General features: G+C 57.8%; 12 protein-coding genes. 11 read left to right on the top strand and 1 reads right to left on the bottom strand.

Features of this window, described 5'->3' with window-relative positions:
• The coding region (locus ROO76_16975; GenBank protein ID MDT8069858.1) for a glycosyltransferase family 87 protein at window positions 1-1,054 on the top strand (1,054 nt) is incomplete at its 5' end.
• 21 nt (window positions 1,055-1,075) lie between these two features.
• Here ROO76_16975 and ROO76_16970 read toward each other — a convergent pair.
• Window positions 1,076-2,701: an NAD(P)/FAD-dependent oxidoreductase gene (locus ROO76_16970; protein ID MDT8069857.1), complete on the bottom strand. Its 1,626-nt coding sequence runs from the start codon at window positions 2,699-2,701 to the stop codon at window positions 1,076-1,078.
• A 201-nt stretch (window positions 2,702-2,902) separates the two neighbouring features.
• Here ROO76_16970 and ROO76_16965 point away from each other — a divergent pair, with 201 nt between their 5' ends.
• The 10 genes from ROO76_16965 to ROO76_16920 all read left to right on the top strand — a co-directional run bounded on the left by ROO76_16965 (window position 2,903) and on the right by ROO76_16920 (window position 11,868).
• The gene (locus tag ROO76_16965; protein MDT8069856.1) at window positions 2,903-3,859 is read left to right on the top strand and encodes an ABC transporter ATP-binding protein; all 957 of its coding nucleotides are present in this window, start codon (window positions 2,903-2,905) and stop codon (window positions 3,857-3,859) included.
• Window positions 3,856-4,635, top strand: a complete 780-nt coding sequence (locus ROO76_16960) for an ABC transporter permease subunit (GenBank protein ID MDT8069855.1) — start codon at window positions 3,856-3,858, stop codon at window positions 4,633-4,635. Before ROO76_16965 ends, ROO76_16960 begins: the two co-directional genes overlap by 4 nt.
• Window positions 4,632-5,555, top strand: a complete 924-nt coding sequence (locus ROO76_16955) for a hypothetical protein (GenBank protein ID MDT8069854.1) — start codon at window positions 4,632-4,634, stop codon at window positions 5,553-5,555. The genes ROO76_16960 and ROO76_16955 overlap by 4 nt, the downstream gene beginning before the upstream one ends.
• An 18-nt stretch (window positions 5,556-5,573) precedes the next feature.
• Window positions 5,574-6,248 (top strand): outer membrane lipoprotein chaperone LolA, encoded by a 675-nt coding sequence (gene lolA / locus ROO76_16950; protein MDT8069853.1) that lies wholly within the window; start codon window positions 5,574-5,576, stop codon window positions 6,246-6,248.
• A 146-nt stretch (window positions 6,249-6,394) separates the two neighbouring features.
• A complete protein-coding gene (locus tag ROO76_16945; GenBank protein MDT8069852.1) occupies window positions 6,395-7,609 on the top strand; it encodes a type II secretion system F family protein in 1,215 nt (404 codons plus the stop codon).
• 18 nt (window positions 7,610-7,627) lie between these two features.
• A complete protein-coding gene (locus ROO76_16940) occupies window positions 7,628-9,259 on the top strand; it encodes a GspE/PulE family protein (GenBank protein ID MDT8069851.1) in 1,632 nt (543 codons plus the stop codon).
• Window positions 9,260-9,266: 7 nt separating this feature from the next.
• On the top strand, window positions 9,267-10,145 hold the full coding sequence (locus tag ROO76_16935) for a hypothetical protein (GenBank protein ID MDT8069850.1): 879 nt from the start codon (window positions 9,267-9,269) through the stop codon (window positions 10,143-10,145).
• 9 nt (window positions 10,146-10,154) lie between these two features.
• On the top strand, window positions 10,155-10,784 hold the full coding sequence (locus ROO76_16930) for a PilN domain-containing protein (protein ID MDT8069849.1): 630 nt from the start codon (window positions 10,155-10,157) through the stop codon (window positions 10,782-10,784).
• Window positions 10,781-11,317, top strand: a complete 537-nt coding sequence (locus tag ROO76_16925) for a hypothetical protein (protein ID MDT8069848.1) — start codon at window positions 10,781-10,783, stop codon at window positions 11,315-11,317. The genes ROO76_16930 and ROO76_16925 overlap by 4 nt, the downstream gene beginning before the upstream one ends.
• Window positions 11,317-11,868 carry a hypothetical protein gene (locus ROO76_16920; protein ID MDT8069847.1) on the top strand — a complete coding sequence of 184 codons (552 nt, stop codon included), beginning with the start codon at window positions 11,317-11,319 and terminating at the stop codon, window positions 11,866-11,868. The genes ROO76_16925 and ROO76_16920 overlap by 1 nt, the downstream gene beginning before the upstream one ends.
• Window positions 11,869-11,871: the final 3 nt, after the last annotated feature.

Here is an 11,871-nt window from a genome sequence, read left to right as displayed (position 1 = left end):
CCTTTCTGGTGCAAGCCCGTACAAGGAGACTAGTTTCATTCCCCTGCCACCCGCGCTATACCTGCCCATGGCGCTGCACCATTTGAGTTTCTGGAACGCGTTCATCGCGTTTCGAGTTGTAACCTTCGTCCTCGTTGTGGTTGCGATTGTCTGGCTGAGCCGCCAGTTGAAACTGAATCTGCTGAACACTGCGTTAATCCTCGCCATCACCTTGACCTATGCGCCGTTTTACGCGCTTCTGACGGGCGGAAATCTCGACGGATTGATGATGGCGTTCCTGGTTTTCGCCTGCGCGCGAAGCGTTGCGGCCAGCGGTAGTTTCCTGGGGCTTTCGATTGGAACGAAGTTCTACAGCATCCTGCTGGTCCCGGTCTTGATTGTGCGTCGTCAATGGCGTGAACTGCTCTGGGCGATTGCGGTGTTGTGCGTGCTGCTTCTCCCATTCATCAGCTATATCCCGGACGCCTTTGCGAGCGTGTTCCACCGGACCTCGGTTCTGCGTCTCTCGGGAAATGAAAGTCCCGCTGTTTTGTTTATCGTCCTGTTTGGGGAAAAGCGGATCTGGGCTTGGAGAAGCTGTTATGTCGCGCTTTGGGGCGGAACTCTTCTCATCCGCTTGCTTGCAGACTGGGTGACCGCACCTGGCTGCGACATCGACAAAGAACGCTTTCGGACGCTCGACTACCTTCCGTGGATGGCTGGCGCTCCAGTCCTGGTCTTCACCTACACGGGTACCATACTCCTGCCGGTGATGGCGCGACTGCTCCGCAATAATCAGGAGCGCCGTCTGTTCGGGAGCGAACGAATAATCGTTTCCGGCTTTCTTCTGACGGGTATTTACCCATTCGTCGCTTCAGAGATTTTGACCGGCGTCGCACCGCTGTTACACCTTCATCAGGGTGCGACTGAAGCGTTGATGAATTGCATTGCTCCTCTGGGAATTTCAGCAATACTCATTGGAAGCGGGCTGCAGGCGTGGAGAACGTTCAGAGCATCAGGGCGACCGGGATCAATTCTTCAGCGTCGAGCTTCCGAACCGAATATCGCGATCTAATCTGCTGGCGAAAAGAGGCACCTAAGCCTCTGCCACCGCTTCCTTCTGTCCGTCCGGGTTTCTGGAAGCTGGCTGCTCCTTCTCCTCGTGGTACTCCATCTCCGTATTGACGGCCCAGAGGTTGGACTTGTCGGTGACGCCCGCGAGGATGTTGTCGACGGCGGTCATGGCCGTGAGCATGGAGTGGTCCTGGTTGTTGTATTTGTGCATGCCGTTGCGGCCAACCAGGAACAGGTTGTCGAAGCCATCGAGATAACCGCGCAGTTCGTCGAAGCGCGTGTAGGTTCCGAAGTAGGCCGGATAGGTTTTCGGCATGCGGATGACGGTGGCATCCAGCACTTCGGACGATTTCAGGATTCCGATCTTCTCCAACTCCTGCTTGGCGAGGTTCGCCATGTCGCCCTCCGGCATTGTCCACAGGTCGTCGGTCTGGTAGCAGAAATATTCGACGCCGATCCACACGGTGTCGGGATCCTTCACCATGTAGGGGCTCCAGTTGTTGAAGATCTGAAGGCGACCGGCGCGGACATCGGGCTCCTGGATGTATATCCAGTTGTCGCGAATGAGCTGGTTCGGACGGTCCTTGTCTTCCACGCTGAGACGCTTTACGAGCAGCCCAACGGTGACGAAGTCGCGATACTGAAGTCCGTCGCTGATCTCGCGGATCTGTGCAGGCACTTCGACGCCGCGGAGCGCATTCGTCAGCTCCTGGATGGGCATGGTGGAAAAGAAATAGTCGCCGGCGATGTCCAGGCGGGAGCCGTTCTTGTCGCGTCCGCTGATAGAGACGACGCGGCCGTTTTCACACTCAATAGTGTCCACGTCGAATTCGGTCAGGATGGTGCCGCCGAGATCCTGCACGCGCTGGGCAACGATTTCCCAAAGCTGGCCGGGACCGAGTTTCGGATACAGGAAACGCTGAATGAGCGAGGTCTCGACGTTCTTCTGCCTGACATCGGAGCGCTTCTGGAACATCTTCTTCAGCATGTGCGCAATCGTCGTGGTGATCGAAAGGCCCTTGATGCGCTGGGCGCCCCATTCGGCGCTGATCTCCTGGCACGGCACGCCCCAGACTTTTTCCGTATAGGAGTGGAAAAACGTCTCGTATAGTTCTTTGCCGAAGCGGCTGATGAAAAATTGCTCGAGGTTCTCGATGCGCTTTGGTGGGAAGAGCATCGCCTTCATGTAGCTGAAGCCAATCTTGATGGTGCGGACGATACCGAGGTTTTGCAGAGTGGCGGCGCTGAGCTGGATCGGGTATTCGAAGAACTTGCGCAGGAAGTAGATGCGCGACTTGCGATTGCGCAGCAGCATCACGTCGTCGCGGACGGCGGCGTTGTGCCCGGCGCCCGTAGAGGGCAGTTCGCGAACCTGGTTCTGGTAGGTGATGACGGTACCGGCTTTGGCGGTCTCGTCCATGGGCATTTGCTTGAGCCACCACTGCATGACGCGGTCGCTCTTGGAGAAGAAGCGGTGGCCGCCGATATCGATGCGATTGCCCTTGTAATTGACGGTGCGGGAGATGCCGCCCATGAAAGTGCTCTTCTCGAGGACAATGGGCGTGATGTCCGACCGGGTGAGCAGTTCGTAGGCTGCGGTCAGGCCTGCGGGGCCGGCACCGATGATGATCGCCTTCTTTGGGGACAAGGAAACTCCTGGTATCAATACGCAGACTTTCAGGGAAGTCTCGAATATCTCATTTCATTCTAGACTGAGAGACGCCTGAGTTATAGATGCGTTTGACGGGGAACGCGCCGAGGGCCCCTGGAGAACCAAGGTGCCAACCCGTTCGGCACCGTTTCTGTAACTCCCCGCCTGAAAAACTGGGCTATATAATCTTGTTATCCCATGTCTGCAATCGACATCTTTGCACTGGAAAAGCGTTACTCCGTCGGCTTTTGGAAGAAGCGGCCCAAGCAGGCTTTGTACCCATTGACCCTTTCGGTGGAGCGGGGAGAGGTCTTCGGTTTTCTCGGTCCCAATGGCGCGGGAAAAACGACCACGCTGAAGCTGCTGATGGGACTCATCTATCCGACCGGCGGTTCGGCGAAGATCCTCGACCGGGAGTTGGACGACCCGACCATGAAGGCGCAGATCGGATTTCTTCCCGAACAGCCCTATTTTTACGATCACCTTTCCGCGCGCGAGTTGCTCGACTACTACTCGAGGCTTTCGGGCGTTCCAGCGAAAGACCGTAGCCGGAGGATCGAAAGTGTGCTGGAGCGTGTGGCGCTGCCGGATGCCGGGCATACGCAGTTGCGGAAATATTCCAAGGGCATGTTGCAACGCGTAGGGATTGCCCAGGCCATCATTCACGATCCGGCCGTGATTTTCCTCGATGAACCGATGAGCGGACTGGACCCGATCGGGCGGCGCGAAGTGCGCGACCTGATCCAGGGCCTGAAGGAAGAGGGAAAGACAATCTTCTTCTCGACACATATTCTGAGCGACGCCGAAACGCTGTGCGACCGGGTGGGCGTGATCAACAAGGGCAGGTTGCGCGGCATCGGCGTAATGGCCGACCTTGAGATGGAGGTCAGCGGGAAGGTCGAGATCGTCTGGGTAGGCTCGGCGGCCAAGCGTGACATTGACGCGCTGGGCGGGACATCGCACGCCAGCGGCGAATCGCTCCGAGTGGAACTTCCAGAAAAGCAAATGGACGCGGCAATCGACGCCATTCGGCGCAATGGCGGGAAATTGATCTCGGTGACGCCGGTACGCGTCACGCTCGAGCAGTTCTTCCTGGAAAAGCTGGAAGACGAAGACACCACGCCGATTCCGGCGGGAGAGGCGGTGGCGAAGTGAGAAACCGGATCACTGCTATCGCCTATAACACCTTCCGCGAAGCCGTGCGCGACAGGGTTCTGTACAACCTGGTTGTGTTCGCCATCCTCATGGTCGGCGCTGCGCTGATTTTTGGCGAAATCTCGATTGGTATCCAGCGGCAGGTGCTGATCAATCTCGGGCTGACCGCGATTTCACTGTTTGGGATCGTAATCGCGATTTTCATAGGCATCGGGTTGGTGTCGAAAGAGATCGAGAAAAAAACGCTGTACACGGTCCTCGGAGCGCGACCGGTGCGGCGGTGGGAGTTCGTCCTGAGCAAGTACTCGGGGCTGGCGGGCACGCTGGTCGTCAATGCCGGGTTCATGGCGGTCGGATTCTTCGCGGCCCTGCTTTACCTGAATCGCCATTTTGAACGCGCGGATGCATACGTCCTGGTCGCGCTCTACTTCATAGTGCTCGAGTTCCTCCTGATCACGGCGATCGCAATCTTCTTTTCGACGTTCTCGACGCCGCTGATGTCGGCGGTATTCGCGTTCTCGCTGTTCGTGATTGGCACTTTTGCAGAAGACTTGAGGGCCTTTGCGAGCATGACGACCGGAGCGACAAAATACCTGGCCAGCGGTCTGGCGTGGATGGTGCCGAATTTCGCGGCGTTCAACGTGATCTCCGAGGTGGCACATTCGACTCCAATTGCCGGCCGGCTCGTGCTCTACAACTCGATCTACGCGGCGTTGTATGTGATGGTGTGCCTGAGCGCGGCTGTGCTGGTTTTCGAGCGCCGCAATTTCAAATGACACGAAGCAGCAAAATTTCGGCAGTGGCCGGCTCGTTCCTGGTCGCGAGTCTGCTGCTGAGTGTGGTTACGTTGCGCGCCGTGGATCGCGTGCGTGGCGAAGCTACCCTGGAAGAGGTCTTATATATTCCCTCGGCGAAGACGGTGAAGCGGCTCAGCTTCGGCTATGACGGGCTGATGGCAGATCTGTATTGGACACGCGTTGTGCAGTACTTCGGCGGGAAGCACAAGGCAAAGTCGAAGCAGTACCGGCTCCTCAAGCCATTGCTGGACATCACCACCACACTGGATCCACACCTGATCATTGCCTATCAGTTCGGATCGACTTTCCTGGCACAACAACCGCCCCAAGGGGCAGGCGACCCGCAGGGTGCGGCCGAACTCATTGAGAAGGGCATCCGCGAGAATCCCTCGCAATGGCGGCTGTATTACACCCTAGGATTCATCAACTGGATCGAGTTGCACAACCCGCAAGCGGCTTCCGAGGCATTCCAGAAGGGTTCTCGGATCCCCGGCGCCATGGTCTGGATGAAAGTGATGGCGGCGAAACTGGCACAGGAAGCCGACAATCCCGAAACAGCTCGTTACCTGTGGACCAACATCTACGAAAACAGCACGGACAAGATGCTGAAGCAGAACGCGCTCAGGCACCTGGTCGCCTTGCGTGTGGATGACGACGTTACTTTCCTGCAGAGCTACGTAGAACGTTATCGCCAGCAATATGGACACTATCCCGCCAGCTTGCAGGAATTGCAGTCGGCGGGGTGGATCCGGCGGCTGCCGCTGGACCCGCTGGGGGATCCCTACGAGATTCGCAACGGGCGGATCGAGGTTTCACACCCGGATGAGCTGCCTTTCATTACGAAGGGACTTCCGCCGGGATATGAAGCATCGGGAGCACCGGCTCAGCCATCTAAGTAAACAGGTACACTCTTCCCCATGAACCTATCTCGCAAGTTCCTCTGCCTGGGCGCACTGCTGCTTTGCCTGCCTGCTTGGGCGGAAGCTCCTAAGGCTGCTGATGTTCATGATGTGGCACAGCGCGTCGATAAGTACTACAACCAGCTGAAGAGCCTTCGAACGGATTTCACCGAGATTTATCGCGGTGGAGGCATCAGCCGAACCGAGAGCGGCGTAATGTATCTGAAGAAACCGGGGCGGATGCGCTGGGACTACGAAACCCCGCGAAAGAAGGTCTTCCTGACGGATGGCAAGACCGCCTGGTTCTATGTGCCGGGCGAGCGGCAGGCGCGCCGTACCGCAGTGAAGAACCTGGACGACTTTCGTTCCCCTTTGCGTTATCTCCTGGGCCACACAAAACTTGGGAAAGAGATGAAGAATCTCTCTTTGGTCTCCGCTGGACCCAATGCGGAGCCCGGGGATGTGGTGTTGAGCGGTGTGCCCAAGGGCATGGAAGACCGGGTCCAGCTCGTCCAATTGGAAATCGCCCCGGACGGCTCAATTGTGCGGATATCGATTGAAGAGGTGGACGGCTCCCTCACCGAATTCCGCTTCCAGCATCCCGTGAAGAACGTCAAAGTAGCGGATGCGAGTTTCAGGTTCGTGCCACCAGCCGGGGTGGAGGTTATGAACGCGACCGAACTGCAACCGTGAGGGTTACGAGATACCCCTCAGGTGCTGCTACTGTCGTGTGATCTGAGAGCTTACAAGAGCAACAATCCTTTGCTTTTCAGAGTGTTAGACTTGGTGTAGTGTGGCAGAATCGCTGAACTCAGCTGATTGGGCCCGCGTAGGGATTTATGGCCGAATACCTGATTAAGCTGGCGGACGAACGCGGACACATCTTCGAACGAACCGAGCCGGGATATTCGGAGTCCGAGGTTCGGGACCGGTTCATGCAGCAGGGCTATCTCGTCTACTGGGTAAAGCCGCAGGGAATTTTCACTGGCGGACGGGTTCGCGTCGCCAAGCGGCGGAAGATCAAGCTCGACCAGTTCGTAATTTTCAATCAGCAGTTCATTACGCTGATTAAGGCGGGATTGCCGATCGTGCAGGCACTCGACCTGCTCGCGAAACGCCAGCGCAATCCCTTCTTCCGCACGATTCTGGAAAACGTTCGCGACCGGGTGCGCGGGGGCGAATTGCTTTCTGACGCGTTCGCCGAGCAGGGCGTGTTCCCGAGAATTTACTCGACCACGATTATGGCCGGTGAAAAGTCCGGCAACCTGGAAGAGACTCTGATGCGCTACGTCGCGTTCCAGAAGCTCGCGCTCGCGTTCCGGCGCAAGGTGATCTCGTCCCTGATTTATCCGGCGATTCTGGTTACCGGTGTGTTCGTGTTGCTTGGCGTACTGGTACAGTTCGTCATCCCGCGCTTCAACCAGCTTTACACGGAGCTGGGACGGCCTCTGCCGCCGCTTACAACGTTTACGCTGGGCATCCTGCTGGGCGTAAAGGTGTACCTGCCATACATCGTGCTCGCAGTGATCGGGGGGGGGTTCCTGTTGTGGCGGTGGTCGCAAACGGAGAGGGGTGGGACGGCGATCGACCGGTTCAAGATGAATCTGGTCATCTTCGGCGACGTCTGGCTGAAGTACCAGATTGCGATGTTCTCGAGGATGCTCTCCACGCTGCTCGCCGGCGGCCTGTCGCTCGTTCCGGGACTGGAAACCGCCTCGCAATCGATGCAGAGCCGGCTAATCAGCACATCGGTGGACGGAGCGACGCAGAGCGTCCGCGAAGGAAAGTCCCTGGCGCGCAGCCTCGAAGATACGAAGGTCTTTCCAGAGTTAGCCATTGAGATGATTGAGGTCGGCGAGTCAACCGGCGCTCTGCCATCAATGTTGAATTCGGTAGCCGAATTCTACGAAGACGACGTAGAGACGGCCCTCACAAGAGCGATGTCGCTCATCGAACCGACGATCCTTATCTTCATGGGACTGGTGGTCGGATTCATATTGCTGTCGCTCTACATGCCCGTGTTCAGTATCGGCGCGAGCGGAATGGGTGGCTAGATTTTGAACGGAGCAGTAATGGGTCAGATATTTGCAGTACCGGTCGGGGATCCGCGCGAGGAAGAAGTACGCGCGAAGGAGCTCGCGAAGCGCTATCGCTGCGAGTTCGTCGACCTCCGCAATTTTCATTTACAGCACGATTTGTTCAAGAAAGTGCCCGTGGACTTGATGTTCCGGCACAACTTCATCCCGCTGGAAGAGACCGACGGGCGTCTCTCGATAGCCATTGCCGATCCCAGCCAGTTGATGGTCCTGGACGAAATCGGTGTCCTGCTGCACAAGCGCGTTGTGCCCAAGGTTGCGACGCTGACGCAGATCACCGACATCCTGAAGAAAACCGAGCAATCGCAGCGCGTTCTGGAAGAAGCGGGATCGACCTTCACCCTCGACGTAATCCGGGAAGACGAAAACGGCGACGAGACAATCTCAATCGAGCGCCTCACCGCCGAAGCTGCTGACATCAGTCCAATCATCCGCCTGGTCGATACGACGATCTTCACCGCACTCGAGCGGCGCGCCAGCGACATCCACGTGGAGACGCGCGACGATTCCGTGATCGTGAAATACCGCATCGACGGCGTGCTCCAGGAGGCGATGAAGCCGATCGCCAAAGAGCACCACACGACCATCATTTCGCGTATCAAGGTCATGTCGGAACTCGACATCGCCGAGCGCCGCGTTCCACAGGACGGCCGCTTCCGGGTTCGATACAAGGGACGGTACATCGATTTCCGCGTCTCGATCATGCCCAGCATTCACGGCGAAGATGCCGTGCTCCGCGTGCTCGACAAGGAGTCGATGAGCGAGAAGTTCCACAAGCTTGTTCTCGACGTGGTCGGATTCGACGAGATCACCCTGGCACGCTTCCGGCGCTACATCTCCGAACCGTACGGCATGGTGCTCGTGACCGGTCCCACAGGTTCCGGTAAAACTACCACCTTGTATGCCGCTCTGAACGAGATCAAGACCGACGAAGACAAGATCATCACGATCGAAGATCCCGTCGAATACCAGATCCGGGGCGTCACCCAGATTCCGGTAAACGAGAAAAAGGGCCTGACGTTTGCCCGTGGACTACGCAGCATCCTGCGCCATGATCCGGACAAGATCATGGTCGGCGAAATCCGCGACACCGAGACGGCGCAGATCGCGATCAACTCGGCTTTGACCGGCCACCTGGTCTTCACCACGGTTCACGCCAACAACGTGGTAGACGTCCTCGGGCGCTTCCTGAACATGGGCGTGGAGCCCTACAATTTCGTTTCGGCGCTCAACTGCATCCTGGCCCAGCGGTTGGTTAGAGTTATCTGCGAATACTGCAAGAAACGGGTGTACTATGACGCCGCAACCCTTGAAGCCAGCGGCTTGAATTCCAACGAATGGAGACTGGTTCCCTTCTACGAGGGACAGGGCTGCATTGAGTGCGCCAACACGGGGTATCGCGGCCGGACGGCGATTCACGAATTGCTCGAACTGACGGATAACATCCGCGAGATGATTCTGGCCAAGAAGCCGAGTTCGGAAATTCGCAAGATCGCCCGTGAGGAAGGCATGACCTTCCTGCGCGAACAGGCATTGGAACGCGTGCGCCGTGGAATCACCACTCTGAAGGAGATCAACAAGGTCACCTTTATCGAGACCACGCGTTAGGAGAGAGATGGCACACACAAGAGACAATGTGGTTCTGCCAATCGCATGCGAGATCACGCCGTCGCGCGTGATCGCGGCTCGGGGCTCGCATCGCAACATCGATTCAGCGAGCGCACGGGCCCTCTCCGCAGGCGCCGTTGTGCCGGGCCTTACCGGGGACAACGTGGTGCGCCCGGAAGAGCTGCGCACTGTCGTGGAAGATGTGCTGACCACGGTCGGCGGGCATGGACACGATGTGACCGTAGTGCTGCCTGACTCGGTGGTTCGGGTGGTGCTGCTCGATTTCGAAACCCTGCCTGACAAGCACCAGGACGCCGAAGGCGTCATCCGTTTCCGGCTGAAAAAATCGTTGCCTTTCGACGTCGACAAAGCGATGTTGAGCTATGACGTGCGGCGCACATCTGCCGGCGTGAAAGTGGTTGCGGCGGTGGCCCAACCCACGGTAATCGAGCAATACGAGGCAGCGTTTCGCGCGGCCGGGTATCAGCCGGGCGTGGTGATGCCCTCTTCACTGGCGGCGCTGGGCGCGGTCGATGCGGACCGTCCGACACTCGTCCTCAAGGTGGACGCGGAGACGACCACGGTAACTATCGTGGATCAGCAGCAGCTTCTGCTCTTCCGAACGCTGGAAGGCGGCGCGAAGGCGGTCACGGGAGAACGCATCGCGGAAGACGTTTATCCCTCGCTGGTCTTCTTGCAGGACAACTACGGGTTGTCGGTAGAGCGGGTGCTGATTGCGGGCGTTCCCAGCGCGGCGGAAATCGCGCCGGTGCTGGAGCAGCAGACGGGGGCCAAGGTAAAAGACCTGGTCGACAGTTCGATTGCTCCGGGAACAGGAGTCCCCCGGGGTGAGCTGGCAGGCGTCGTCGGTGCGCTGCTGGCATAAGGAAATTTCATGCGGCTGAATATCAATCTCGCGACCCAACCGTACGAGGACGTTCGCAAGTTCCTCGCGAAATGGGGTCTGCTCACGCTGGTTCTGGCGGCGGCAACGGCGATGCTGGTCTTCATGGCGGTGCGCAATTGGCGCGACTCAAGAACCATCAACGCGCAGATTGCGGACATGCACCAGAAGATGGACGCGCTCGACAAAACTCGGGCAGCGGCGATCGCAACGCTGAACGAACCCGGAAACAAAGTGATTGCGGAGAAGTCCCGGTTCCTGAACGACGCCATCCAGAGAAAATCGCTTTCGTGGACCCGCATCTTCATGGACCTGGAACGGATGATGCCGCAGGGACTGCACGTGGTTTCCATCAAGCCGGAATTCGCCAAAGATAACCGGCTCGGCATTCACCTGACCGTCGGCGGCAACTCGCACGAGAAGGCCATTGAACTGGTGCGGCGAATGGAAGAGTCTTCGACCTTCAGGCAGGCTACCTTGCTCTCTGAAACAATGACGAGCAGCGGGTCGGATCCTGTTATGTTCGAAATCACGTCGACTTACACGCCCTCGCGTGTGGCCGATGAATTTCCATCGCAGAAAACGCCGGAAGCAGTGGCAAAATCGGAGGGTGCGCGATGAAGAGCGTTCGAGAAGCACGCCGCGTGCTGCTGATTATCGCGATCCTTCTGCTGGTGATCGCCGCGGGAGCTACGGCTCGGCTCCTCTCGCCAGGCGGACGAAACTCGGCGTACCTGCACAACGAGTACAAACGGTTACAGGCTGATTACGAGATGAAGTTGAAAGACATTGGTCCAGCCCGTGACATGGACCAGAGACTGGCCAAGGCTCGGGAGCAACAGGCCGCCTTCTATGCCGACCGCATCCCTGTGCGTTACTCCACGATTTCGGAAACACTGGGCGAACTGGCGTCGAAAAACCAGGTGCAGATCTCGGCCATCAAGTACGACCCCAAGGATACGTCGATTGCGGGTCTGCAACGTGTCAACATCGCAGCCCAGTTCACTGGCGATTACACCAGCGAAATGAAGTTCGTTAACGCATTGGAGCGATCCAGGTTGTTCTTCGTGATTAACAGCGTGGACCTGGGTAGCGCCCAGGGCGGCCAGATTCGGCTTGAGATCCACTTCGAAACATATCTGAGGAGCGCGTGATGAAGACCGGAACAGACAGCCCGGTGAAGACCGGATTGGCCATCGTCCTGGTGATCGTCGCGATTTTTTACGTGGCGCGCTGGGTCATGGGCCCGAATAGCGGTCCATCCGGCACAACGTCTTCGGCCGGCACCACGGCCGCAATGAAGGGCCAGACAATTAACTCGCTCGATCCGACTCTGCGCACCGATCTCTTGAAAGACGAAGAGAATACACAATACGAATCGAAGGGAAGGAACATCTTCCTGCTGCAGGCGGAGTTACCGAAGCCCGTCCAGAGTCCGATGGCACAGCAGCAGCAAACTCAGCCGATTTACCAGGGGCCGCCACCGCCGCCACCAATCAATTTGAAGTTTTATGGCTACGGCAACCACCCCGGTCAGCCCAAGCGCATCTTCCTCTCACGGGGAGACGATATTTGGGTCGCAAAAGAGGGTGATGTGGTGGATCGCCGCTACAAGATCATCAAGATCAATCCGACCTCGGTTGAGATCGAGGACGTGCTGAGCAACAATCGGCAGAGCATTCCCCTGTCCCAGGGCCAGGGTTGATTC

The organism is Terriglobia bacterium (assembly GCA_032252755.1).
GTDB lineage: Bacteria > Acidobacteriota > Terriglobia > Terriglobales > Acidobacteriaceae > JAVUPY01.
Note: the sequence above shows the minus strand (reverse complement) of the source record. Positions and strands in the feature narration are given on the sequence as shown.

Bases quoted from the DNA above. Each gene is read 5' to 3' on its own strand.
- ROO76_16965 (MDT8069856.1), top strand. From the start codon at position 2,903: ATGTCTGCAATCGACATCTTTGCACTGGAAAAGCGTTACTCCGTCGGC.
- ROO76_16955 (MDT8069854.1), top strand. From the start codon at position 4,632: ATGACACGAAGCAGCAAAATTTCGGCAGTGGCCGGCTCGTTCCTGGTC.
- lolA (MDT8069853.1), top strand. From the start codon at position 5,574: ATGAACCTATCTCGCAAGTTCCTCTGCCTGGGCGCACTGCTGCTTTGC.
- ROO76_16945 (MDT8069852.1), top strand. From the start codon at position 6,395: ATGGCCGAATACCTGATTAAGCTGGCGGACGAACGCGGACACATCTTC.
- ROO76_16940 (MDT8069851.1), top strand. From the start codon at position 7,628: ATGGGTCAGATATTTGCAGTACCGGTCGGGGATCCGCGCGAGGAAGAA.
- ROO76_16935 (MDT8069850.1), top strand. From the start codon at position 9,267: ATGGCACACACAAGAGACAATGTGGTTCTGCCAATCGCATGCGAGATC.
- ROO76_16930 (MDT8069849.1), top strand. From the start codon at position 10,155: ATGCGGCTGAATATCAATCTCGCGACCCAACCGTACGAGGACGTTCGC.
- ROO76_16925 (MDT8069848.1), top strand. From the start codon at position 10,781: ATGAAGAGCGTTCGAGAAGCACGCCGCGTGCTGCTGATTATCGCGATC.
- ROO76_16920 (MDT8069847.1), top strand. From the start codon at position 11,317: ATGAAGACCGGAACAGACAGCCCGGTGAAGACCGGATTGGCCATCGTC.